This is a genomic window from Bradyrhizobium manausense (assembly GCF_018131105.1).
GTDB lineage: Bacteria > Pseudomonadota > Alphaproteobacteria > Rhizobiales > Xanthobacteraceae > Bradyrhizobium > Bradyrhizobium manausense_B.
The window spans coordinates 1000214-1023310 of the sequence record NZ_JAFCJI010000002.1; the positions used below are offsets into that span (position 1 = coordinate 1000214).

Sequence of the window (23097 nt, forward strand, 5' to 3'; positions counted from 1 at the left end):
CGCGTTACTGCGTGACCTTGAGGGCTTGCCTGTTATCCGCGCTCGCCTCGGCCTCCGCCTCGGCCCAGGATTGCGGCTTGACCTTGTCGCCGGCCGCGAACTTCTGGAAGCCTTCGACGACGACCTTGTCGCCGGCCTTCAGGCCGTCGGTGACGAACCAGAATCCGTCCTGTACCGAGCCGGTGCGTATCGGCCGAACCGCGACGCGGTTGTCGTCCTTGACGACGAACACCTCGCTGCCGCCGCCGCCATTGCGCTGGACCGCCTGCTGCGGCACCGCGATCGCGTCGCTGTCGAGACCCTGTTCGATGCGAACGCGGACATACATGCCCGGCAGCAGCTCGCGCTTGGGATTGCGGAATTCGCCGCGCAGCGTCACCTGGCCGGTATGCGCGTCGACCTTGGCCTCGGAGAACAGCAGCTTGCCGTCGAGTCCATAGATGGTGTTGTCGTCCAGCACGAGCCGGATCTTGGCGGCATCGGGCGCGATGCGCTCGAGATCGCCGCTGTCGAAGTCGCGGCGAAGCTGGCTGAGCTCGGTCACCGACTGCGTGAAGTCCGCATAGATCGGATCGAGCTGCTGGACCGTGACAAGGTTGGTCTGATCCTGCACGGCGAGCGCGCCCTCGCTGACCAGCGCGGCGCCGACGATGCCGTCGATTGGCGCGCGTACGGTGGCGTAATCGAGATTGAGCTTGGCACGCGCGAGCTCGGCCTTGCGTCCCTCGACCTCGGCCTTGGCCTGGAGCTCGGCGGCAATCGCCTTCTCGTTTTCGGCTTCGGGCGCGGCGCGCTGGCTGGTCAGCGTCGCGATGCGGTGCGCCTGCTGCCTGGCTTGAACCAATGCAGCCTCCGCCTTGGCGACCGCTGCCTGGCTTGCCATCACCTCGACCTCGAAAGGACGCGGATCGATGCGGTAGAGCGGATCGCCCGCCTTCACCTCACTGCCCTGGCGAAACAGCCGCTCGACCACGATGCCTGACACGCGAGGGCGCACTTCGGCGACGCGCGTCGGCGCGATCCGGCCCGGCAGCTCGCGCACCACGGCACGCGGTTGCGGCCTGACAGTGACGATGCTGACATCGGGTTCGATGGGTTGGGTGGCGGAGATGGCGGATGAAGATTCGTCGCAAGCGCTCAGCAGCGGCGCAAAGGCCGCGAGCATCATTGCAACGCATGCCGATCGCGCTCGAAGTCCTGACATGAAGTGGTGTGCCCCGGAATTGTTGAAATCGATCAGTCCTCGCGCCACCGCCTGTTCTGGGCAATCTGCGTAGCTGACGCGATCAAAATAGAATGGACGTGCTGCGACGCAACGCATTACGCGGGCGGCTCAATGTCACATCCGCTATCGCGCTGAGTTCAGGGTGATTTTCTGGATTCACCAGATTGTGAGTCAGGTTCCATCTCGTCGCACTGCGACAGAACAACGCAATTAGTCGACCGCCTTCATCCGATAGTGGCTGACACCCCACTCGGTTCCGTCGGCATAACCGAACAGGCCAGCGGTGGCGAGGAAGAACCAGCGCCAGCGCCGCATCCACAAAGCGGTCTCGTCGCCATAGACGTTGCGCAAGGAGGTTTCGATCGCGTCGCGATGCGCGTCGAAATTCGCGAGCCAGTCATTGGCCGTGCGCTGATAATGTGTGCCGCTCCAGCGCCACTCCTTCTCGATGGCGAAGATATCGGCATATTGCCTGACGAGCTGATGGCTCGGCATCACCCCTCCGGTGAAGAAATGCTGCGCGATCCAGTCCTCGCGATTGGCCCGGTCGAACACATAGGAACCGGCGCGATGGGTGAAGATGTGCATGAAGAAGTGCCCCTCGGGGGCAAGCCATGAGCGAACGCGCGTCATCAGCTTGCGCCAGTTCATCATGTGCTCGAACATCTCGACCGAGATAATGCGATCGAACTGGCCCTCCGGCGCGAACACGTTCATGTCCGATGTGACGACGCGCAAGTTCAGCAGGCCGCGGCTCTGCGCCATTTCCTCGATATAGGCGCGCTGCGACTGCGAGTTCGACACCGCGGTCACCTTCGCATGCGGAAACTGGCGCGCGATCCACAGCGACAGCGAGCCCCAGCCGCAGCCAAGTTCGAGAATGGTCTGGCCGTCGGCGAGGCCGGCATGCTCGACGGTCTGGCGCAGCGCCTCCTCCTCGGCCTCCTGAAGTGTTGTCGCATCGGTCTTGTAGAAGCAGGAGGAGTATTTCCGGTTCGGGCCCAGCACCTGCGCGAAGAAGCTCGACGGCACTTCGTAATGCTGGGTATTGGCCGCGTCCGCATGCTCGGCGATCGGCCGCAGCATCATCCGTCCGGCGAAGGCGGCATCGTCGGGCGCGCCGAGCGCCGACAGGCGCGTTGCGGTGCGCGAGCACAGGCGCTGGATGGCGGCGCGGACCACGAGGTCCGGCAGCGGCACGCGTTCGGCAGTCCCGATGATCGTGGACATGACGCTCATGCGGCCATTCCCTCTCTCGGTGGCAACGGAAAGAACATGCTGGTGCGGGATTGATAGGCGCGGTAGCGCTCGCCGCGCGATCGCAGCATCTGCGCTTCCAGAGGCGGGATGCCGGTGACGTGGACCAGGATCCAGTACATGAAGACAGGCGCGAGCAGGCTGGCCCAGCCCCAGGGATAGCCGGCCGACAGGGCGATCACGGGATAGGCGAGCCAGCCGAACCATTCGAAGAAATAATTGGGATGGCGCGACCAGCGCCACAGCCCGGCATCGCAAACCTTGCCGTGATTGGCGGGGTCATGCCGGAAGCGGCGCAGCTGCGCATCGGCCAGCGCCTCACCGGCGATGCCGATCAGCAGGATCGCAGCTCCCAGGACGTCCTGAATGCGCAGCGCCGACACAGGGACATGCGCGGCGACGAAAATCGCAAACACCAGGGGCACCGAGCCCAGCGCCTGGTTCTGCAGGAAGATGAACATCCGCCGCGGCGCGTTGAGCCCCCATTCCGCGGCAACGGCGGCATAGCGGGGATCGTCGCTGATCCCGGCGGTGCGGATGGCGATATGGATGCCCAGACGGAGCGACCAGACCGCGACGAGGCCGGCGACCAGCCACTGCCTGGCATTGGGTCCCTCGCCCGCGAGCGGCCACAAGGCGCTGCCGGCGCCGACCAGCCCGATCGCGAAGGTCCAGATCGTGTCGACCCAGCCGGAATTGCCGGTGCGCTGCTGCACAACCCAGGCGAACGCCATCAGGACCGCGAGCGAGAGCGCGATGGCCGCCAGTCCCCCAATGAACATCACCATGCAAAAAATCCGACCTAAGTCTGTGGAATGCCGAAGTTTTGCAAAATACGTGGATATCAAAGCCCGGTTTCAGCTTTGGGTTCCGCCCCTCTTTCCCGAAATCCGCACATCCGGCGCTTTTTTTGGGCGGGCGCTGTGCCATAGTGCGGAGGCAAGCAAGCTTTCGTAACGGATGATACCGACCATGCCGTCAGGCGCCTCGCCCCGCTCTGCCATCGACATCGAGTACACAAAACTGTCCTCGCCCAGCGTCTTCCTGGTGCGGATGCTGGTTTTCCTCGTGCTGTGCACCCTCGTGGGCGTGGTGCTCTACAAGCAGATCATCCAGGCCTTCTTCGCCAATCCCGGGCTCAATGCCCTGATCGGCGGCGTGATGTTCATCGGCGTCATCCTCGCCTTCCGCCAAGTGATCCGGCTCTACCCTGAAGTCTCCTGGGTCAACAATTTCCGCATCGCCGACCCCGGCCTGGCGCCGGCCCGGCACCCAAAACTGCTGGCGCCGATGGCGATGATCCTGGGCGGTGAGCGCACCGGGCGGATGTCGATCACCCAGACGACCATGCGGCATCTGCTCGACTCGATTGCGACCCGCCTCGACGAGGCCCGCGACATCTCCCGCTACATGACGGGCCTGCTCGTCTTCCTCGGACTGCTCGGCACCTTCTGGGGCCTGATCGAAACGGTCGGCTCGGTCGGCAAGGTCATCGACGGGCTCAAGGTCGGGGGCGATTCCGGCGCGCTGTTCGACACGCTGAAGGAGGGCCTGGCCGCCCCGCTCGGCGGCATGGGCATTTCGTTCTCGAGCTCGCTGTTCGGTCTCGCCGGCTCGCTGATCCTCGGTTTCCTCGACCTGCAATCGAGCCAGGCGCAGAACCGCTTCTACACCGATCTCGAAGACTGGCTCGCCACCACCGTGCGCGAGTACGGCAGCGGTGAGGTCGCTCCAGTCGTCGCCTCCGGTGGCGGGGGGATTGCCAGCGGCGAGCTCCAGGCCGCCGTCGAGCGCCTGCGCTCCGTGCTCGAGGAAGGCAGCGCCAGCCGCGGTACCACGGCGGCGATGGCGAGCCTTGCCGAAGCGATCCAGGCGCTGGTCTCGCACATGCGGACCGAACAGCAGATGATCCGCGAATGGGCCGACGGCCAGGGCGAGCAGAACCGCGAGATCCGCCGCCTGCTGGAGCGCATCGCGCGCCAGCCCGAGAAGAGTTAAGCAATCAGCATTTGAGAGGCGAGCATGGCTCTAGCCCGCGGCCGCCGCAGCGAAGGCGCCTTCAACTACTGGCCCGGATTCGTCGACGCGCTATCGACGCTGGTGCTGTCGATCGTGTTCCTGCTCTCCGTGTTCCTGGTCGTGCAATTCTTCCTGTCGCAGGAGGTGACCGGCAAGGACAAGGCGCTTGAGCAGCTCAACGCCAAGATCGCCCAGCTCACAGAGCTGCTGTCGCTGGAGAAACTCGGCAAGCTCTCGCTCGACGACCAGGTCTCGCAGCTCAAGGCCGGCCTCGCCTCGGCCGAGACGGAGCGCGACCGCATGAAAGGCCTCTATGAAGGCCTCGCCAATGCCGGCAACGACGCGCAAGGCAAGACCGCCGAGCTCGGCAAGGCACTCGACTCCGAGAAGTCGGTCTCGGCGCGGGCGCTCGCGCAGATCGAGGTGCTGAACCAGCAGATCAGCGCGCTGCGCCGGCAATTGGCCGCGCTCGAAGAAGCGCTCGACGCTTCGGAAAAGAAAGACAAGGAATCCCAGAATCGCATCGCCGATCTCGGCTCCCGCCTGAACGTCGCGCTGGCCCAGCGCGTGCAGGAATTGTCGCGTTATCGCTCCGAATTCTTCGGTCGGCTGCGCGCCATTCTCGGCAACCGTCCTGACATCCGCGTGGTCGGCGACCGCTTCGTGTTCCAGTCCGAAGTGTTCTTCGACACCGGACAGGCGACGCTGCTGCCCGAGGGCCGCGCCGAGCTCGACACCGTCGCAGCGGCGCTGATCGAGCTCGACAAGAAGATCCCGACCGAGATCGCCTGGGTGCTGCGCGTCGACGGCCACACCGACGTGCGGCCGGTCAATGGTCCGAACTTCAAGTCGAATTGGGACCTGTCGTCGGCGCGCGCGATTTCGGTGGTGCAATATCTGATCTCGCTCGGCGTGCCCGCCCAGCGCCTGGTCGCCGCAGGCTTCGCCGAATTCCAGCCGCTCGACACCGCCAACACCGAAGAGGCCTACAAGCGCAACCGCCGCATCGAGCTGAAGCTGACGGAGCGGTAGTGAGCGCGCTCCGCCTCCGGCCCTACGCAGATTCCGACGAAGCGGCGGCGATCGACCTCTGGCACCGCACCTGGCAGCAGGCCTATCCGCAGATCGACTTCGCCGCGCGGGTTGACTGGTGGCGCGAACGCTGGCGCAACGAGCTGGTGCCGAAGGCGCAGATCGTCATCTCGGAACAGGACGGCACGCTAACCGGTTTCGTGACCATCGATGGCGAGGGCTATCTCGACCAGCTCGTCGTCGACCCCAACCGTTGGGGCTCGGATGCGGCAAGGCTGCTGGTTGATGAAGCGAAGCGCCTGTCACCGTCGGGCGTGACGCTGCTGGTCAACAAGGACAACAGTCGCGCCATCCGCTTCTATGAGCGCAACGGCTTTGCGCATGAAGGCGAGGACGTGAACCCGACATCGGGACGGCCGGTGCTGAAGATGGCGTGGCGGCCGTGACATCAGGCGAGCAGATGGAGAGGATCGATGCGGCTGAGCGATCTGGCCAAGGGGTCTTCGGTGTTTCTCGGTGTCATCGTCGCCGGCTACGTGTCGACTGTCTATGTCGACCAACGGCTTGCGGCGCCGCCCAAGGCGGTTGAGACGTCGAACTCGCCTGCATCGACGAGCTCCCCTGCTCCATCAGACAGTCCGTCTCCGGCCAATGGCGGATCGCCCTGTATCGGCGAAGGCGGAAGCTGGAAGAACTGGCCGTGGCCGAATGTGCCGATGGGCTCGCCGAAGTGCAAGTGAGATCGGCGCCGCGTCACACCCCCTCGAACTGCAGCCTTGCCAGCCTCGCATAAAGCCCATTCGCCGCGACGAGCTCGGCATGCGTTCCCTGCTCGACGATCTTGCCCTGGTCCATCACCAGGATGCGGTCGCAGGACAGCACGGTAGCGAGCCGGTGCGCGATCACGAGGGTGGTGCGATGGGCCATCAGCTCTTCGAGCGCGGTCTGCACCAGCGTCTCGCTCTCGGCGTCGAGCGCGGAGGTGGCTTCATCGAGCAGCAGCAGCGGCGCATCGCGCAGGATGGCGCGCGCGATGGCGATGCGCTGGCGCTGGCCGCCTGAGAGCGTCACGCCGCGCTCGCCGAGCGGGGTCTCGAAACCTTCCGGCAGGCGGCGGATGAACTCGGTGGCGTGCGCGAGTTCGGCGGCGCGCTCGACCTCGGCATCATCAGCATCGGGCCGGCCGAAGCGGATGTTCTCGCGGGCACTCGCCGCGAACACGTTGGATTCCTGCGGCACCAGCGCGATGCGCGAACGGAAGTCGCGCGGGTCGGCGGCCTTCACCGGCACGCCGTCGAGCGAGATCGCACCGTTACGCGGATCGTAGAAGCGCAGCAGCAGATGGAAGATGGTGCTCTTGCCGGCGCCGGACGGGCCGACGATCGCCACCTTCTCGCCGGGCCGCACCGCGAACGACACGGCGTCGAGCACATTGACCTCTGGCCGGGCCGGATAGGCGAAGCTGACCTGATCGAAGCCGACCTCGCCGCGGCCGGGCATCGGCAGCGCGCGCGGCGCTGCCGGCGCCTTGATGTCGGGCTGCACATGCAAGATCTCGAACAGGCGTTCGGCCGCGCCCGATGCTGCAGACACCTCGCCCCAGACTTCGCTGAGCTGGCCAAGGCCTGCAGCCGCGAAGGCCGCATAGAGCACGAACTGGCCGAGCCGGCCCGGCGTGATCGCGCCGGTGAGCACGTCATGCGAGCCGATCCAGAGGATGCCGACCACGCTTGCGAACACGATGAAGATGACGATGGCGGTGAGCACGGCGCGGGCCTGCGTGGACGTACGCGCGGCCTCATAGGCCTGCTCGACCTCGCCGCCGAAACGCTTCGCAGCCAGTCCTTCGCTGGTGTAGGCCTGCACGGTGCGGATCGCGCCGACCAGCTCGCCGGCATAGGCTGACGCATCGGCCAGCGTATCCTGCGCATTGCGCGACAGGCGCCGCACCCAGCGGCCGAACGCCACCAGCGGCAGCACGATCAGCGGGATCGCCAGCAGCACGAAGCCTGAGAGCCGAGGGCTGGTAATCACCATCATCGCGGCCGCGCCAAAAAACATCATCAGATTGCGCAGCGCGATCGAGACGGAGGCGCCGACCGCGGATTTGATCTGCGTCGTATCGGCGGTGAGCCGCGACACCAGCTCGCCGCTGCGCGCGGAATCGAAGAAGGATGGCGACAGCGAGAGCAGATGCCCGAACACGTCGCGCCTGAGATCGGCGACGATGCGCTCGCCGATCGTCATCACGAGGTAGTAGCGCGAGGCGCTTGCCAGCGCGAGCACGGCGACGACCGCAATCATCACCGAGAAGTAGCTGTTGATCAGCGCGATGCCCTCGGGCGTCAGGCCGAAATCGATCATCCGGCGCACCGCGACCGGCACCAGCAGCGTGGTCAGCGCGGCGACCGTCAGCGCCACGAAGGCGAGCGCCGCGCGGCCGCGATAACGGGCCACGTAGGGCGCGAGCGCCATCAGCGGCCGCAGCCTGGCGCGGCCCTTCGCGGGCTGCTCGATCAGCTCGACTTCGATTGACGGGGCCTCTGCGGGCCCGGTTTCAAGCCGTTCAACTGCGCTCATTGGAATCCGACCAAAAGAGAGACGTTGGCTCCACATAGGCCCCAGCAGGAGGCGAGGCAAATCCGGGATGTCCCCTAAGTGAGGCCCGGTTCTGCAGTGCCCACAATGGCTTGTTTTAGGGCCCCCTGTGGGGTATAGACCCGGCCAAATCCGTCATTCGATAGTCACTCAAGAAGGCGCCGGTCGCCCTAGGAATTGCCATGAAAGCCGAAATTCATCCGGATTATCATACGATTAAGGTCGTGATGACCGACGGAACCGAATACATGACCCGCTCCACCTGGGGCAAGGAAGGCGACACGCTGAACCTCGACATCGACCCGAAGTCGCATCCGGCCTGGACCGGCGGCAACGCCCAGCTGATGGATCGCGGCGGCCGCGTCTCGCGCTTCCAGAAGAAGTTTTCGGGCTTCCTCAAAAAGGATTGATCCGGCCTGCAAGGCTGGAGACGAAAAAACGCCCCCGGGAGACCGGGGGCGTTTTTGTTTTGGGGACTCCGCAATGACGGAGGCGGGAACCTTACCGCTCGAACGCGGCCTTCAGTGCGTTGAGGTGCGGCACCAGCGGGTTGCCGATCGCAATGTGGTCGGTCGGCGGAGTGTGGATCGAGGTGTCCAAGCGGCGCACGCGAGTCTGCAGGCTCATCGAGCGATGGATCAATTCCTGGAGCACCGACGGCAGCTTATCGATGGTGTCGGCAGGGCCCGGATCGGCGGCGGTGAGCTTGACCTTGGTCTTCTCGCGATTGGCCTGGACCAGCGTCATCTCGCCTTCCTTCACCGCGCGGTGCAGCAGCAGCCACGAGGCCAACTGCATCAGGCGCGTGGTGAGGCGCATGCTCTCGGTCGCATAGGTGAGGCTGACGGAGCGGTCGAGCGCCTTGGCTTCGTTGCGGCCGGCGCCATCGAGATAGGCGGCGGTCTCTTCGACGAGATCCATGCCTTCGCGGAACAGCGCGCCGAACGCCGCAGAATTGGTGAACCTCTCGCTGATTTGAACGAGAGCACCGTCAGCTTGCAAACGTTCCATGGTTAACGCCCCTTACGCAACTGTTTACCCGTCCGGCTTTGGCACCGGCTTTATGATGAACAAATCATTGCGCGGGCGAACCGCGGAGTCCAGCGACAACAGCGGATATGGTTTCCGCGGGTCATTCCTCGAAATTCAACCGGGGCGAGATGCAAAAACGCAAAAAAGAGCCGCCGGAGACCGGCGGCTTTGAAAGTTGATAACAGGGAGGCGTCAAACAGAGTGGACAGGAGCCACTCGGTGTCCAAACGAGGACAGCTCCAGTCATAAACTCGAAAGCTTAATGGCGCGTAAACGAACGATTTTTTTGAGGGTTCGTTAGCCATGTCGGTCACTGGCCGAGTGGTGACTTGCTCTCACCGTCGCCCCGGCGAAGGCCGGGGCCCATAACCTCGGAAAACATTATCGCGCGAGCAGATAACTCCGAGTCATCGCCAAACGACGTGCACGGAGTATGGGTCCCGGCCTTCGCCGGGACGACAGCTGTTGGTGGGGCGCCACCTACGTCTTGAAGAAACTGTTCGCCGCATCGCGCGAGGCGCGCTTTTTGGTGGCGGCTTCTTCCAGCCTGACGATCTCGGTCTTGAGCAGGGCGACGCGCTCGGTCAGTTCCTCGACCGACAACAGTGAGAGATCCTGTCCGATTTCGTGGGTGATCTTCTTGCGCGGGCGGTCGTCGTCTTCTGTCGGCATCGTCGTTCCTCCTGCGTCCGCGGACCGGACCACACGGCTTGATACACGGCTTGGGCGGTTGCCAGCTTGAACCGCGCTGGCTAAGCAAAGGCCTCGTTCCACCCTCGCACCTTTGCTCAAGGACACATCATGGACAAGCTGCCCGCGCAAATGACCGTGGTCGCCATCTCCAAGCCCGGCGGACCGGAGGTGCTGGTACCGGAACAACGGGCGCTGCCGCAGCCCGGTCCCGACGAGATCCTGGTCAGGGTGCAGGCCGCCGGCGTCAACCGGCCCGACGTGGCGCAGCGCTCCGGCGCCTATCCGCCGCCGCCCGGCGCCAGCGACCTCCCCGGTCTCGAAATCGCGGGCGAAGTCGTGGCCGTCGGCAGCAACGCCAAGCGGCACAAGATCGGCGATAAGGTGATGTCGCTCGTCGCCGGTGGCGGCTATGCGCAGTACTGCATCGCGCAGGACGCCCAGGCGATGGGCGTGCCGCCGGCGCTGTCGATCAAGGAAGCCGGCGCGCTGCCGGAAACCCTGATGACGGTCTGGCACAATGTGTTCGAGCGCGGCGGGCTGAAGGCCGGCGAGACGCTGCTGATACACGGCGGCTCCTCCGGCATCGGCACCATGGCGATCCAGCTCGCCAAGGCGTTCGGCGCAAAAGTGTTCGTCACCGTGGGCTCGCAGGACAAGATCGATGCCTGCCTCAAGCTCGGCGCGGACCGCGCCATCAATTACAAGACCGAAGACTTCGTCGCCGTGGTCAAGGAAGAGACCGACAAGGTCGGCGTCAACCTGATCCTCGACATGGTCGCCGGCGAATATGTCGACCGCAACTATGACGCGGCCGCCGTCGACGGCCGCATCGTGCAGATCGCGACCCTCAACGGCCCCAAGGTCAGCGTCAACATCGCCAAGGTGATGGTGAAGCGGTTGACCCATACCGGCTCGACCTTGCGCCCCCGTAGTAATGCGGACAAGGCGGCGATGGTGGCTGCGATTGAAGCGAAAGTGATGCCGCTTTTGCGCGATGGCCGGGTCAAGCCGCTGATGGACAGCGCTTTCCCGCTGGAAAAGGCCGCCGACGCACACCGGCGCATGGAGACCTCCGCACATATTGGCAAAATTGTGTTGGAGGTCTAGGCCGCTGGCCCACCAAGCGAGGCGGAAACCCTTTGATTTTCCTCGCTTTCGTGGCATCTATCGCGACGCACCGAGCCAATTCCGTCCGGTGTGAAAATCGTCTTCCACCGAAGAGTTGCGTCGAACGCGGAGAACTGGCCTTGCGTCTGATCAGGTGCCTCGCGCCCATCGCGCTGGGCCTCGTGATTCTTGTCGCCGCGTCCCCTGCACGCGCGCTTGATGCTGTCAGCGTCCGCGGCGATGCGCCCGCGATCGATCTTACCGGCGTGCTCGAGCATCAACGCAGCGATGCCGACCGCATCCAGGTCTCCACCGCGCCCGGCACCGACGGCATCGTCCGCCGCATCGAGGTGCGCGCGCGTGAGGGCGGCCAGAACTGGGTGGTGTTCGCGCTCGCCAACAATACCGACGACCAGCTCGACCGCCTGATCGTCGCCCCGCATTACCGCATCGTCTCCTCGGGCCTGCTGTGGCCCGACCTCGGCCTCTCGCGCATCGCGACCATCACGCCCTCGACCGGCGACCGGCCGGAGCGGCAGGAAAGCCCGACCGCCGACGTCTTCCGCATCACGCTCGATCCCGGCGCCGTCGTGACCTTCGTCGCGGAACTGCGCACCGACAAGCTGCCGCAGCTCTATCTGTGGGAGCCGGAAGCCTACAAGGACAAGGTCAACTCGTTCACGCTGTACCAGGGCATCGTGATCGGCATCTCGGGGCTGCTGGCGCTCGTTCTCACCATTCTGTTCGTGGTGAAGGGCAGCATCATGTTCCCGGCCGCGGCCGCGTTGGCGTGGGCAGTGCTGGTTTACATCGGCGTCGATTTCGGCTTCTGGGGCAAGGTGCTCGACATGTCGAACAACGCCGAGCGCATCTGGCGCGCGGCGGGCGAAGCGATCTTGGCGGCGACGCTGCTGGTGTTCCTGTTCGCGTATCTCAATCTCAGTCGATGGCATGTGCGCTACTCCCACATCACGGTGGGCTGGCTGGCGTTCCTCGGCTCCCTCGTCGCGCTCGCTTTGTTCGATCCGGCCGTCGCCTCCGGCATCGCGCGCATCTCGCTGGTGCTGATCGCCTTCGCCGGCTTCGCGCTGATCGTCTATCTCTCCACCCACGGCTTCGACCGCGCGGTGCTGCTGATCCCGACCTGGTTCCTCCTGGTGGTGTGGGTGGTCGCGGCCGGCATGACGGTCGCCGGTTCCGTCACCAACGACATCGTCGGCCCCGCCCTGCTCGGCGGCCTCGTGCTGATCGTGATGCTGATCGGCTTCACGGTGATGCAGCATGCCTTCGCCGGCGGCGGCGCCACCACCGGCGTGGTCTCCGACATCGAGCGCCGCGCGCTGGCGCTCGCAGGTTCCGGCGATCTGATCTGGGACTGGGACGTTTCCGCCGACAAGGTCTTCACCAGCCCCGAGACCGAAGCCCTGCTCGGGCTCAAGCGCGGCACGCTGGAAGGCCCGGCCGCCACGTGGCTCGAGGTGCTGCATCCGCTCGACCAGGACCGCTTCCGCGCCGCGCTCGACAGTGTGCTCGACCAGCGCCGCGGTCGCCTAGTGCAGGATTTCCGTCTGCGCACCCCGGACGGTCATTTCATGTGGTTCGCGCTGAAGGCGCGCCCGGTGGTCGGCTCGGACGGCGAGGTCTCTCGCGTGGTCGGCACGCTCACCGACGTCACTGAGCTGCGCAACGCCGAAGAACGCCTGCTGCACGATTCCGTGCACGACAATTTGACCGGCCTGCCCAACCGCAAGCTGTTCATGGACCGGCTCGGCGCCGTCGCGCATTTCGCAAAGTCGATGCCGACGCTGCGGCCGACGCTGATGGTGATCGATCTCGACCGCTTCAAGCAGGTCAACGATTCCGTCGGCATCGCGGTCGGCGATTCCATCCTGCTGACGCTGGCGCGCCGCCTCACCCGCATCCTGAAGCCGCAGGACACGCTGGCGCGACTCGCCGGCGACCAGTTCGGACTGATCCTGCTCTCGGAGCAGGACCCGGCCCGCATCACCGCCTTCGCCGAAACGATCCGCAAGACCATCCGGGCGCCGATCGCCTTCAACGATCGCGAGATCTTCCTGACCGCCTCGATCGGCCTCGCTCTTTCCGATCCGCAGACGCAACTGACGGACGAGATCATCAAGGACGCCGAGCTTGCGATGTATCACTCCAAGCGCATCGGCGGCGACCGCATCGACGTCTACAAGCCCGCGATGCGCGCGCGGAAGACCGACCGCCTGACGCTGGAGAGCGAACTGCGCCGCGCCATCGAGCGGCAGGAGCTCACCATCCTGTACCAGCCGATCGTGCGGCTGGAGGACCGTTCGGTCGCCGGCTTCGAGGCGCTTGCGCGCTGGGATCATCCGAAGCTCGGCCGCATGGCGCCGTCGGAATTCATCACCATCGCGGAAGAGACCGGCCTGATCGTCGACCTCGGCATGTTCGTGCTCGACCAGACCGCAAAGCAGCTCTCGATCTGGCAGCGTGCGATGCGCTCGCGCGAACCGATCTTCGCGAGCGTGAACGTCTCCTCACGGCAGCTGTTGCGCCATGACCTCATTCACGACATCCGCACCGTGCTGTCACGCTCCTCGGTGGCGCGCGGCACGTTGAAGCTGGAGCTGACGGAATCGCTGGTGATGGAGAATCCGGAGCACGCTGCGCAAATGCTGACGCGCATCCGCGAACTCGGCACGGGTCTCTCGCTCGACGATTTCGGCACCGGCCATTCATCGCTCGCCTATCTCCAGCGCTTCCCGTTCGACACCATCAAGATCGACCAGTCGTTCGTGCGCACCACCAATCGCGGCACGCGGCCGGTGATCCTGAAGTCGATCATCGCGCTCGCGCATGACCTCGGCATGGACGTGGTGGCGGAAGGTGCAGAGACCGATTCCGACGCGGTCGAGCTGTATCAGTTGGGCTGCGAATACGCGCAGGGCTTTGCCTTCGGCGAGCCGATGGACGCGGACGCCGCGATGCGGCTGCTCACGGAAGTGCGGCTGGAAGCAGCGAGCTGATCTCAAGAGGAACGGTGACTTCCGGTCTTCCTTGCTGAGAAGGTGGTGCAGGCAGCATTCGGACATCGTTCTCGAGGCCGGCGCAGCGTCTCACTGTGCACGCGTGAACCCAGGACATTGACCTGGATCAATGCTGCCTTCGATCCGAGTGCACCGGATGTTGCGCCGACTTGGAGGAGGTTCCGGTGCGCACATTGGCTTTGACGATTTTGACGATAGGTATCGTCTTAACATCAGGGCATGTCCGGGCTCAGGAATATGATCCGACTTTTCCCTGCAGGGCACCGGCCAACGGTCAGATGCGCGACCTGAACCCGTACTACGCTTGTGCGATGGCGCGGGTAAAAGGATCAAGATCGGCCGCACGTGCCGAGACCAGATCCCATGTGCCGCCGAAGTCATCGATCCACTCCCGGTCCACACCGTACAATCGATCAACTGAACCGTATTACGGGGCCTCCCAAGGTTACGCCCCTGGTGAAAAGCAGCAATTTCTCGAAAGCGTGAGACAAAGCCTTTAGGCCGGCCTACAGCACAATCCTGACACTCCATACCGGCCCAGGAAACCTCGCTACCTCCGCCGGTCGCTCTTCATCTTCGTGAATCGCACGCTCTGGCCGTCGGGCATCCGGACCGCCTTGAAGCCCGCGGCGAGGCAGGCTTCGCGCTGGGGCATCTGGATGTCGGGGCTGCGGAGGCTGTCCCACCATGAGGCTCGGTTGGCCGCGCGCGGCAGGGCTGCGCCGATGATCTCCTCGATCTGCTCAAAGCTCAGCACGAATTCCATCTGCTTCTGCCGCAGCAGGTATTCGCGTAGCGCGTCGTAATCGTTCACCGCCGTCCTCACCCTTTGACCGCGGCCTGATCTGCGCAAAAGCGTGGCTCACGGAAACCAATCCTTAACTCATTGCGGCAGCGCCGTCGCGGCTTAAACACTACGCAAGATTTCAGGCGCATCCACTAGTGTCTGGAGCAATCGATGCTGTCTGGATGGCGTGAAGCCATGGCTCGCCGGCCGTGGCGCATTTCGGCGAAACTGCTGATCATCTCGTCCGTCGTGACGGTGATCGGCTTTTCCGCCATTTGCGTCAACGTCATGCTCGACATGCGCCGCGGCGAGGAGGCGCTGGCCCGCCAGACGCTGGAAAATCTGGCGACCTCGATCGACGCCGACATCAGCCGCAACATCGATATCTACGACCTGTCCCTGAAGGCGGTCGCCAGCAACATGCTGCTGCCCGAGATCAACACGGCCTCGAAGCCGATCCGCCAGCTGATCCTGTTCGACCACGCCACCACCGCAAAGCATTTCGGCGCCGTGCAGGTGTTCGACGCGGATGGCAACCTCAGCATCGATGCCTCGACGCTCGATCCGGTCGCGGAAAATCGCAGCAGTGAGGAGTATTTCACGGTTCACCGCGACAATCCCAACGTCGGCCTGTTCATCAGCCGCCCGATGCTGTTCCGCGGCGCCTATTCGATCGTCCTGAGCCGGCGTCTCAGCGATACCGACGGCGGCTTCATGGGTGTCGTCGCCGGCTCGATCCGCTTCACCTATTTCCACGAGTTGTTCGAGCGGCTGAGCCTCGATCCCGAGGACACCATCACCGTCCTCAAGCGCGACCGCACCGTCATGATGCGGCGGCCGTTCGATCTCGACATCATCGGCAAGAACCTGAACGACCGCCAGTCCTGGAAGGCCGACAACCTCCGCGTCGGCGGCTCGTTTGCGGGACAGGGCCCGGTCGATCCGACCGCGCGGCTCTATGCACGCAGCGGCGATAGCGGTCCGCTGTTCGTGGTGGCGGGCAAGCCGCTGACCGCGGTGTTCGCGCTGTGGCAGAAGGAAGCGCTCCGCATCGGCGCCGTGGTTCTGGTGCTCGCGCTGTTCGTGCTGGGGTCGGCGATCGTGCTCGCGCGCGAGATCAGCCGGCGCGCGGATGCCGAAAGCAAGCTCGAGGAGATGGCGACCACCGACGCCCTCACGGGCCTGCGCAACCGCCGCAAGTTCGACCAGGTCATCGACGCCGAATGGCGCCGCGCGACTCGCCAGAAGACGCCAATCGCACTGCTGATGATCGATGCCGATCACTTCAAGGCCTATAACGACACGTTCGGTCACCAGGCCGGCGACCAGGTACTGGTCGGCATCGCCATCTGCATTTCAGACTCGGTGCGCCGGGCCGGCGACTGCGCCGCGCGCTATGGCGGCGAGGAGTTCGCCGTGCTGCTGCCGAACACGTCCGCCGCCGACGCCTTCAAGATCGCCGAGATGATCCGCGGCAAGGTGCAGGGCTGGTCCGACGGCGGGGCGGGCTCGACCGTCTCCTGCGGCATCGCCAGCCTCGCGCCCACCGCCGGCATGGACTGGGCCATCCTGGTCGCTGCCGCCGACAAGGCGCTCTATGCCGCGAAAGCCGGCGGGCGGAATCAGTCGGTGGTCGCGAGCCTGCCGAAGCTGTCGCTGGTTGCGTGAGGCATAATGTCGTCCTGGCGAAAGCCAGCACGACACAGTGGCCTACTGCCCCAGATACTTCTTCATCTCCGCGATCAACCCCTCGCGCAGCTCCGGCCGCTTCAGGCCATAGGCGATGTTGGCGCGGAGGAAGCCGGGCTTGGAGCCACAATCATGGCGCTCGCCCTCAAACTCGACGCCGTAGAATTTCTGCGACCTGGCGAGGCCGATCATGGCGTCGGTGAGCTGGATCTCGCCGCCGGCGCCGCGCTCCTGGGTCTCCAGGATCTTGAAGATCTCTGGCTGGAGAATATAGCGGCCGGTGATCGAGAGGTTGGAGGGCGCTGTGCCCTTCGCCGGCTTCTCGACCATTCCGTCGACCTCGAACATCTTGCCGGTGCGTTTGCCGACGCCGCAGATGCCGTATTGATGGGTGAGATGGTCGGGCACCGCCTCGACCGCGATCAGATTGGACTTCTCGCCCAGCGTTGCAGCCGTCTCGATCATCTGCTTCAGGCAGCCGGGCGAATTGAGCACGAGCTCGTCGGGCAGCACCACCGCGAACGGCTCGTTGCCGACGATGTCGCGCGCGCACCACACCGCGTGACCGAGGCCGAGCGGCGCCTGCTGGCGGGTGAAGCTGACGGCGCCGGCTTCCGGCTGGTTCTGCGCCAGGATGTCCTGCTCGGCCTTCTTGCCGCGCGCGGCGAGCGTCGCGTCGAGCTCGAACATCCGGTCGAAATGATCTTCGATGACATTTTTGTTGCGGCCGGTGACGAAGATGAAGTGCTCGATGCCGGCTTCCCGCGCCTCGTCATAGACGTACTGGATCAGCGGCTTGTCGACGATGGTGAGCATTTCCTTCGGCATGGCCTTGGTGGCGGGCAAAACGCGGGTGCCGAGGCCGGCGACGGGGAATACGGCTTTGCGGATTTTCATGGGATTGATCGATGACCTTGAGCGCAGGTGAAAGAAGCAATGGCGGCTTGCTAGCCGGTTTGCAGCGGGTAACAAAGGCGGATGTAGGGCTCGGCCCCTGGAATTAAGAAAACCTGGAATTGAGAAAAGGCCGCCACCGAAATTTCACCTTTGTTAAGCTATTGGCAACCGTAACGGGGCCTCCTGATGGCGAATTTTCGGCCGGACGGATGGGACATGATGCAATCGGTGGCAGGGCTGGTGACAAGGCAGGCAAAACGGACGGGATATGTCGCCGGCGCAACGATGATTGCGACCGCATTGCTGTTCCCTGCAATCGCGCAGGCCCAAGGGCAGCAGGGACAACAAGGGCAAAACGGCCTCTCAAAACTGTTCGGCGGAATCTTCTCCGGCTCGGACCCGGCACCATCACAACCCACACCCGCCCCCGGCGGCGCCCAACCCTGGAGCGGCGAGGACGGGGCCTCCGGCCATCCACTGATGACGGCGGCTGCGATCCGCGAGGCCGCCGGCAATTTTGACAATTGCGTTGCAGGCATGTGGCCCGATGCCGCACGGCGCAACATCACCCAGCAAAATTTCCAGCGCTTCACCGCAGGACTCGTCCCCGATCTGCGCATCATGGACCTGATGGACTCGCAGCCGGAATTCACCAAGTCGATATGGGACTATCTCGACATCCTCGTGAACGACAACCGCCTCGCCAAGGGCAAGGAAATCCTCGCCAGATACAAGGCGCAGTTCGACGCGACCGAAAAGGCCTATGGCGTCGACCGCTACATCATCGCGGCGATCTGGGGTATCGAGTCCAATTATTCGACACAGATGGGCGACCGCAGCGTGCTGCAATCGACCGCGACGCTTGCCTGCGTCGGCCGCCGCCAGGCCTATTTCAAGGACGAATTCCTCTCGGCACTGGAGATCGTCAATCGCGGCGATTTGCGCCCTGAGCAGATGCGCGGCTCCTGGGCCGGCGCGTTCGGCCCGACCCAGTTCATGCCGACGGCGTTCAAGCGCTTTGCCGTCGACGGCGATGGCGACGGACGGCGCGACGTGGTCGACAACCCGACCGACCTGATCGCCTCCACCGCCAACAACCTGAAGAAGGACGGCTGGCAGACCGGCCAGACCTGGGGCTACGAGGTCGTGGTGCCCCAGGGCTTCAACTACATGCTGGCCGACCGCGCCAAGATGATGACGATCGCGCAATGGGAGAAGCTTGGCCTCAAGCGGCCGACCGGCCAGCCCTTCCCGCATCCGGCGGAGAAAGCCTATCTGCTGGCGCCCGCCGGCGCGCAGGGGCCGGGCTTCCTGATGCTGCAGAATTTCCGCGTCATCATGAAATACAACCCGGCCGAGGCCTATGCGATGGCGATCGGCCATTTCGCCGACCGCCTGCGCGGCGGCCAGCCCTTCGTGCAGCCCTGGCCGCGGCAAGAGCGGGAGCTATCCCGCGCCGAGCGGCTGGAACTCCAGCAACTGCTGGCCCAGCGCGGCTTCTACAGGGGCACCCCGGACGGCCAGTTCGGCGGTCAGACCCGTGACGCGCTGCGCAACTTCCAGGTCTCGATCGGCCTCCCTGCCGACGGGTTTGCCACCTCCGACGTGCTGGACCGGCTGCGCGGGCGGTAAAACGGCCTGAAAGTAACCCTGAACGGCGATTTTGGCCGATCAGCAGTGCATGGGCCCAAGAATCTGCAAGAGAATTTGCCCGTTTGGCGCCCGATTCCGCTATTATAACGACCTACCTCCAGACCCCGTTGCGCGCGCCCGAGATCGCATGTCGAAGCCCAAATCCTTTTTCAAGGCGCTGACCGAGACCGGCCCGTTGATCGCGCTGGGGACGGCGCTTGCGATCCTGGTGTCGGTCGCGGGGGCCTCGGCGCAGGGGTTCTTCAACTTCCCGGGCTTCGGTGGGCCGCCGCAGCGCCAGGCTCCGCAACGCGGCGGTGGTGGCGGCGGCTGGTTCGGCGGCGACTTCTTCGCACCGTTCCAGCAACCGCAGCAGCAGGCCCCGCGCCAGGATTTTTCGCGCGCGCCGTCGCCGGCCAAGCGCGAGACCATTGCCGACAAGAACGTGCTGGTGATCGGCGACGCCATGGCCGACTGGCTCGCCTATGGCCTCGAGGACGCCTACACCGAGCAGCCCGACATGGGCGTGATCCGCAAGCACAGGACCAATTCGGGCCTGATCAAGTATCAGCCCAAAGGTGAGCCCTCGGACTGGGCGGCGGCCGCAAGGGGTATTCTGGAGACCGAGAAGCCTGACGTGATCGTCGTCATGCTCGGCCTCAACGACCGCATCGCCATCCGCGAAGCTGTCGAAAAATCCGACAAGGCCTCCGACAAGGACAAGAAGAACGACAAGGCCGCGCGCGGCAAGCCGCCGGCAAAACCCGGCGACGCCAAGCCCGACACCGCAGCCAAGCCCGACGACAAGCCTGTCGACACCGACCTGCCGCAAGACGACGCCGACAACGCCGATACGCCGGCGGCCGTGCCGGAAAAGACCGCGCGCAATCCGAACGGCCTCTACGAATTCCGCGACGAGCATTGGGTCGAGCTCTACGGCAAGAAGATCGAAGAGCTCGCGAACGTCCTCAAGGCGAAGGGCGTGCCGGTGCTCTGGGTCGGCCTGCCTGCGATCCGCGGGCCCAAGGGCACCGCGGACATGCTGTTCCTGGATTCGCTCTATCGCGAAGGTGCGGCCAAGGCCGGCATCACCTATGTCGACGTCTGGGACGGCTTTGTCGATGAAGCCGGCCGCTTCCTCCAGAAGGGTCCGGACTTCGAAGGCCAGATCCGTCAACTCCGCAGCGGCGACGGCGTCTATTTCACCAAGCCCGGCGCGCGCAAGCTCGCGCATTACGTCGAGCGCGAGATCACGCGCCTGCTGGCGGGCCGCTCCGGCCCGATCGCGCTGCCGAGCGAGCCGGGGACGCCCGACACCAGCGCCGAGCCCGGCAAACCGGCGCCGCGGCCGCTCGCGGGCCCGATCGTGCCATTGGTTGCGGCCTCGATCTCGACCGATCAATTGCTGGGTGGACCGGGCACGCGTCCCGCCGCCGTCGATGCGCTCGCCGCCCGGACGCTGGTGAAGGGCGAGCCGCTCGCCGCGCCCGCGGGCCGTGCCGATGATTATTCCTGGCCGCGCCGCGAAGTCGGCCGCGAGCAGGCCAAGGGCGATACGCCTGTCGCGGCGACGACGCCTGACGGTGGCACTGCGGCTCCAGTTGCGCCGGGTGCGGCCGCCGCGATCGCGCCGCCCAAGCCACCCGCACCGAAGAAGCCGACGCCGCCGCAGCAGCAGCCGGCACAGGCAACGCCGTCCTTCCGCGATTTCTTTGGCTTCGGCTCGCCGCAGCCGGCACCACGTCAATTGGCGCCCGGGCCGCGCAACCCGAATCCGAACCCTGCGATCCCGCGGCCGCCGGGCAATGTCGGGCGATCGGCGGAAGTTCGGTAGGGAATTGCTGTCATTCCGGGACGCGCCGCCTGGCGCGAGCCCGGAATCCATTCAACAGCATTGATGGTAGCACGATGGATTCCGGGCTCGCGCTCCGCGCGCCCCGGAATGACGGGCACCGACTAGCCGTAGTAGCGCCAGCGCGGCGGCGGGCGACGCGCAGGGCGCGACATCAGCAGCGCGAGCGCAAAGCCGATGCCACCGGCGACGAGCAGCGCGCCGAGCGGATTGTCCTGCACTTTCTTCGACAACGCCTGCGAACCATCGCGAAGCGTATCGCCGCTGTTGTCATAGGCGTCCTTGGCGTAGCTCGTCGCCGTGTCTGCGGCGTCACGCACGGCGTCCTTCGCCTGGCCGTAGAGATTCTGCACGGTGCCGGCAGCTTCGCGCGCCTTGCCCGACGTCTGCGTCTGCGCATCGCCTGCGAGATCGCCGACAGCGCCTTCTGCGCGCCCAGCGAATTCCTTGGCCGATCCGACGATCCTGTCCTTGTCCATGATGCTCCTCCTCGGGGGTCTGCCCAAGTAACAGATCAGGAGGAGCGCAGTTCCACGGCCGCTGAGACTTTGGCCTAGAGAATAAGCCCACCATCGACCACGAGCGTCTGTCCGATCATGTACGAAGACAGCGGCGAAGCCAGGAACAGCGCCGCGCCGGCCATATCAGCCGGCGTGCCCAATCGCCGCAGCGGAATGCGTGACAATGCACCTTCGAGCCGCTTGGGATTGTCGGTCGTCACCTTCGTCATCTTGGTGTCGACGAGACCGGGCGCGATGCCGTTGACGCGGATGCCGTCTTCCGCCCAAGCCTCGCCCAGCGTCCGCGTCAATCCAACCGCGCCGGTCTTCGACGCATTGTAGGCGGGATTGCCCATGGTGGAATGATAGGCCGCGGTCGAGGACACCATGATCAGCGCGCCGCTGGAATCCCGCAACATGGAATGAAACCGCGTCGCGCACGCCATCAGGCTCATCAGATTGACCTCGACGACCTTGCGGAAGCCGGTCATCTCGAATTCGCCGCGACGATAGAGCACCGCGCCCTGTGCGAGCACCAGGATATCGAGCCGATCGAATGACGGCTTGAACGCTTCGACCGCACCGGGGTTGCCGACGTCGAGCTGCGCGTAGGCGAGACCGGCGAGATCGGAGCCCTCCTCAGCCTGATATTCCGTTGCACGAGCGCGCGTGCCACACACCGCAACAGCTGCGCCTCTCGCGCGAAAGGCTTGCGCGATGCCGTTGCCGATACCGCTGGAACCACCGACGACCAGCACCTGCTTGCCAGAGAAATCGAGTTCGTTCGCCATCGCGGCCTCCCCTTTTGTTTTGCTTGTTTGACCTGTCTGCGGATCGATGCCAGCCTTGTCCATCTCACAACAAGAAACAAGAGACCGCGAGGAAACACCATGTCCGAATTCAAAGAGCTCAGCCGCTCCGTGAAGGGCCTCACCGTTCTCGTCACCGGCGCGGCGAGCGGCATGGGGCGCGCCACTGCGCGCGTGTTCGCGACGGAGGGCGCCAACGTCGCCGTCACCGATCATGACGAGCAAGGCGCGCACACGGTTGCGAAGGAGATCGCGGCAAGCGGCGGTTCGGCGAAGGCGTGGAAGCTCGACGTTGCCGACGGCGGCGAGATCAAGCGCGTGGTCGGCGACGTCGCCGCGCATTTCGGCGGGCTCGACATCATCGTCAACAATGCCGGGATCTCCGTGCGCGTCGCGATCGACGACGAGAGTTACGAGGACGCCTGGGCCAGGGGCATCGCGGTGATGCTGACGGCTCATCCCCGCATCATCCGCGCCGCCCTGCCTCACTTACGCAAGTCGAGGAGCCCGCGCATCGTCAACATCGCCTCGACCGAGGCGCTCGGCGCTACCGGATTGCACAGCCCCTACTCTGCAGCAAAGGGAGGCGTCGCGAGCCTGACGCGGTCGCTTGCGGTCGAGCTCGGCCGCGAGGGCATCACCGTCAACTGCATCTGTCCGGGGCCGATCCGCACCGCCATCACCGACCGCATCTCGGAAGAGCACAAGACCATCTACGCCAAGCGCCGCACGGCACTCGGCCGCTACGGCGACCCTGAGGAGGTCGCGCATATGACGCTGAGCCTGTGCCTGCCGGCCGCGTCCTTCCTCACCGGCGCCGTGATTCCGGTCGACGGCGGGTTGATGGCCCGAAACGCGTGAGAGCCATGCGCGAGGAGCGTTGACATCATCAGGCGCGAGAGTAGCTTTTTGACCAGCAGAGCGGGACCA

The 23097-nt window shown here is 65.0% G+C and carries 21 protein-coding genes; 11 read left to right on the plus strand and 10 right to left on the minus strand.

The window, feature by feature from the left end:
• Positions 1 to 4: 4 nt before the first annotated feature.
• The 3 genes from JQ631_RS25015 to JQ631_RS25025 form a co-directional block, all read right to left on the minus strand.
• On the minus strand, positions 5 to 1204 hold the full coding sequence (locus JQ631_RS25015; protein ID WP_212330425.1) for an efflux RND transporter periplasmic adaptor subunit: 1200 nt from the start codon (positions 1202 to 1204) through the stop codon (positions 5 to 7).
• A 231-nt stretch (positions 1205 to 1435) separates the two neighbouring features.
• The gene (locus JQ631_RS25020; RefSeq protein ID WP_212330427.1) at positions 1436 to 2464 is read right to left on the minus strand and encodes an SAM-dependent methyltransferase; all 1029 of its coding nucleotides are present in this window, start codon (positions 2462 to 2464) and stop codon (positions 1436 to 1438) included.
• Complete coding sequence (locus tag JQ631_RS25025; protein ID WP_212330429.1) at positions 2461 to 3270, minus strand: DUF1295 domain-containing protein; 810 nt, start codon at positions 3268 to 3270, stop codon at positions 2461 to 2463. Before JQ631_RS25025 ends, JQ631_RS25020 begins: the two co-directional genes overlap by 4 nt.
• 184 nt (positions 3271 to 3454) lie before the next feature.
• Here JQ631_RS25025 and JQ631_RS25030 point away from each other — a divergent pair, with 184 nt between their 5' ends.
• From JQ631_RS25030 to JQ631_RS25045, 4 genes are read left to right on the plus strand one after another with little or no spacing between them, the layout of a single operon-like run.
• Positions 3455 to 4480, plus strand: coding sequence for a flagellar motor protein MotA (locus tag JQ631_RS25030; protein WP_212330431.1), 1026 nt, complete (start codon positions 3455 to 3457; stop codon positions 4478 to 4480).
• A gap of 24 nt (positions 4481 to 4504) precedes the next feature.
• Positions 4505 to 5533, plus strand: coding sequence for a peptidoglycan -binding protein (locus JQ631_RS25035; protein ID WP_212330433.1), 1029 nt, complete (start codon positions 4505 to 4507; stop codon positions 5531 to 5533).
• Complete coding sequence (locus JQ631_RS25040; RefSeq protein ID WP_212330435.1) at positions 5533 to 5979, plus strand: GNAT family N-acetyltransferase; 447 nt, start codon at positions 5533 to 5535, stop codon at positions 5977 to 5979. Before JQ631_RS25035 ends, JQ631_RS25040 begins: the two co-directional genes overlap by 1 nt.
• 27 nt (positions 5980 to 6006) lie before the next feature.
• Positions 6007 to 6273, plus strand: coding sequence for a hypothetical protein (locus tag JQ631_RS25045; RefSeq protein ID WP_212330437.1), 267 nt, complete (start codon positions 6007 to 6009; stop codon positions 6271 to 6273).
• A gap of 13 nt (positions 6274 to 6286) precedes the next feature.
• On the opposite strand, the gene JQ631_RS25050 is transcribed toward JQ631_RS25045, so the two are convergent.
• Positions 6287 to 8113 carry an ABC transporter ATP-binding protein/permease gene (locus JQ631_RS25050; RefSeq protein WP_212330439.1) on the minus strand — a complete coding sequence of 609 codons (1827 nt, stop codon included), beginning with the start codon at positions 8111 to 8113 and terminating at the stop codon, positions 6287 to 6289.
• Positions 8114 to 8313: 200 nt separating this feature from the next.
• On the opposite strand from JQ631_RS25050, the gene rpmE reads away from it, so the two are divergent.
• Positions 8314 to 8541, plus strand: coding sequence for a 50S ribosomal protein L31 (rpmE, locus tag JQ631_RS25055; protein WP_212330441.1), 228 nt, complete (start codon positions 8314 to 8316; stop codon positions 8539 to 8541).
• A 91-nt stretch (positions 8542 to 8632) separates the two neighbouring features.
• Here rpmE and rcdA read toward each other — a convergent pair whose 3' ends face one another.
• Together rcdA and JQ631_RS25065 are read right to left on the minus strand one after the other, a co-directional pair.
• On the minus strand, positions 8633 to 9142 hold the full coding sequence (rcdA, locus tag JQ631_RS25060; RefSeq protein WP_212330443.1) for a protease adaptor protein RcdA: 510 nt from the start codon (positions 9140 to 9142) through the stop codon (positions 8633 to 8635).
• 501 nt (positions 9143 to 9643) lie between these two features.
• Positions 9644 to 9835 (minus strand): DUF1192 domain-containing protein, encoded by a 192-nt coding sequence (locus JQ631_RS25065; RefSeq protein ID WP_212330446.1) that lies wholly within the window; start codon positions 9833 to 9835, stop codon positions 9644 to 9646.
• 129 nt (positions 9836 to 9964) lie between these two features.
• Here JQ631_RS25065 and JQ631_RS25070 point away from each other — a divergent pair, with 129 nt between their 5' ends.
• Positions 9965 to 10963 (plus strand): NAD(P)H-quinone oxidoreductase, encoded by a 999-nt coding sequence (locus JQ631_RS25070; protein ID WP_212330448.1) that lies wholly within the window; start codon positions 9965 to 9967, stop codon positions 10961 to 10963.
• Between the two features lie 140 nt (positions 10964 to 11103).
• Entirely contained in the window at positions 11104 to 13980 is a 2877-nt protein-coding gene (locus JQ631_RS25075) for an EAL domain-containing protein (protein WP_212330450.1), read from the plus strand.
• A 571-nt stretch (positions 13981 to 14551) separates the two neighbouring features.
• Here the strand turns inward: JQ631_RS25075 and JQ631_RS25080 are convergent.
• Positions 14552 to 14815, minus strand: a complete 264-nt coding sequence (locus JQ631_RS25080; protein WP_212330452.1) for a DUF7662 domain-containing protein — start codon at positions 14813 to 14815, stop codon at positions 14552 to 14554.
• A gap of 144 nt (positions 14816 to 14959) precedes the next feature.
• Between JQ631_RS25080 and JQ631_RS25085 the strand changes: the two genes are divergently transcribed.
• A complete protein-coding gene (locus JQ631_RS25085; protein WP_212330454.1) occupies positions 14960 to 16456 on the plus strand; it encodes a sensor domain-containing diguanylate cyclase in 1497 nt (498 codons plus the stop codon).
• 42 nt (positions 16457 to 16498) lie between these two features.
• Here JQ631_RS25085 and JQ631_RS25090 read toward each other — a convergent pair whose 3' ends face one another.
• Positions 16499 to 17374 (minus strand): UTP--glucose-1-phosphate uridylyltransferase, encoded by an 876-nt coding sequence (locus JQ631_RS25090; RefSeq protein ID WP_212330456.1) that lies wholly within the window; start codon positions 17372 to 17374, stop codon positions 16499 to 16501.
• 216 nt (positions 17375 to 17590) lie between these two features.
• Here JQ631_RS25090 and JQ631_RS25095 point away from each other — a divergent pair, with 216 nt between their 5' ends.
• Together JQ631_RS25095 and JQ631_RS25100 are read left to right on the plus strand one after the other, a co-directional pair.
• The gene (locus JQ631_RS25095) at positions 17591 to 19006 is read left to right on the plus strand and encodes a lytic murein transglycosylase (RefSeq protein WP_212331591.1); all 1416 of its coding nucleotides are present in this window, start codon (positions 17591 to 17593) and stop codon (positions 19004 to 19006) included.
• 148 nt (positions 19007 to 19154) lie between these two features.
• Positions 19155 to 20840, plus strand: coding sequence for an SGNH/GDSL hydrolase family protein (locus JQ631_RS25100; RefSeq protein WP_212330458.1), 1686 nt, complete (start codon positions 19155 to 19157; stop codon positions 20838 to 20840).
• A 122-nt stretch (positions 20841 to 20962) separates the two neighbouring features.
• On the opposite strand, the gene JQ631_RS25105 is transcribed toward JQ631_RS25100, so the two are convergent.
• Together JQ631_RS25105 and JQ631_RS25110 are read right to left on the minus strand one after the other, a co-directional pair.
• The gene (locus JQ631_RS25105; protein WP_212330460.1) at positions 20963 to 21337 is read right to left on the minus strand and encodes a CsbD family protein; all 375 of its coding nucleotides are present in this window, start codon (positions 21335 to 21337) and stop codon (positions 20963 to 20965) included.
• Between the two features lie 74 nt (positions 21338 to 21411).
• A complete protein-coding gene (locus tag JQ631_RS25110) occupies positions 21412 to 22149 on the minus strand; it encodes an SDR family NAD(P)-dependent oxidoreductase (protein WP_212330462.1) in 738 nt (245 codons plus the stop codon).
• Positions 22150 to 22248: 99 nt separating this feature from the next.
• On the opposite strand from JQ631_RS25110, the gene JQ631_RS25115 reads away from it, so the two are divergent.
• Entirely contained in the window at positions 22249 to 23028 is a 780-nt protein-coding gene (locus tag JQ631_RS25115) for an SDR family NAD(P)-dependent oxidoreductase (RefSeq protein WP_212330464.1), read from the plus strand.
• The last annotated feature ends 69 nt before the right edge of the window (positions 23029 to 23097 follow it).

Coding starts and splice junctions, on each gene's coding strand:
- JQ631_RS25025 (WP_212330429.1), bottom strand. CDS start 3,270: ATGGTGATGTTCATTGGGGGACTGGCGGCCATCGCGCTCTCGCTCGCG.
- rpmE (WP_212330441.1), top strand. CDS start 8,314: ATGAAAGCCGAAATTCATCCGGATTATCATACGATTAAGGTCGTGATG.
- JQ631_RS25100 (WP_212330458.1), top strand. CDS start 19,155: ATGTCGAAGCCCAAATCCTTTTTCAAGGCGCTGACCGAGACCGGCCCG.
- JQ631_RS25065 (WP_212330446.1), bottom strand. CDS start 9,835: ATGCCGACAGAAGACGACGACCGCCCGCGCAAGAAGATCACCCACGAA.
- JQ631_RS25085 (WP_212330454.1), top strand. CDS start 14,960: ATGCTGTCTGGATGGCGTGAAGCCATGGCTCGCCGGCCGTGGCGCATT.
- JQ631_RS25115 (WP_212330464.1), top strand. CDS start 22,249: ATGTCCGAATTCAAAGAGCTCAGCCGCTCCGTGAAGGGCCTCACCGTT.
- JQ631_RS25110 (WP_212330462.1), bottom strand. CDS start 22,149: ATGGCGAACGAACTCGATTTCTCTGGCAAGCAGGTGCTGGTCGTCGGT.
- JQ631_RS25070 (WP_212330448.1), top strand. CDS start 9,965: ATGGACAAGCTGCCCGCGCAAATGACCGTGGTCGCCATCTCCAAGCCC.
- JQ631_RS25090 (WP_212330456.1), bottom strand. CDS start 17,374: ATGAAAATCCGCAAAGCCGTATTCCCCGTCGCCGGCCTCGGCACCCGC.
- JQ631_RS25105 (WP_212330460.1), bottom strand. CDS start 21,337: ATGGACAAGGACAGGATCGTCGGATCGGCCAAGGAATTCGCTGGGCGC.
- JQ631_RS25020 (WP_212330427.1), bottom strand. CDS start 2,464: ATGAGCGTCATGTCCACGATCATCGGGACTGCCGAACGCGTGCCGCTG.
- rcdA (WP_212330443.1), bottom strand. CDS start 9,142: ATGGAACGTTTGCAAGCTGACGGTGCTCTCGTTCAAATCAGCGAGAGG.
- JQ631_RS25030 (WP_212330431.1), top strand. CDS start 3,455: ATGCCGTCAGGCGCCTCGCCCCGCTCTGCCATCGACATCGAGTACACA.
- JQ631_RS25050 (WP_212330439.1), bottom strand. CDS start 8,113: ATGAGCGCAGTTGAACGGCTTGAAACCGGGCCCGCAGAGGCCCCGTCA.
- JQ631_RS25045 (WP_212330437.1), top strand. CDS start 6,007: ATGCGGCTGAGCGATCTGGCCAAGGGGTCTTCGGTGTTTCTCGGTGTC.
- JQ631_RS25015 (WP_212330425.1), bottom strand. CDS start 1,204: ATGTCAGGACTTCGAGCGCGATCGGCATGCGTTGCAATGATGCTCGCG.
- JQ631_RS25035 (WP_212330433.1), top strand. CDS start 4,505: ATGGCTCTAGCCCGCGGCCGCCGCAGCGAAGGCGCCTTCAACTACTGG.
- JQ631_RS25095 (WP_212331591.1), top strand. CDS start 17,591: ATGATGCAATCGGTGGCAGGGCTGGTGACAAGGCAGGCAAAACGGACG.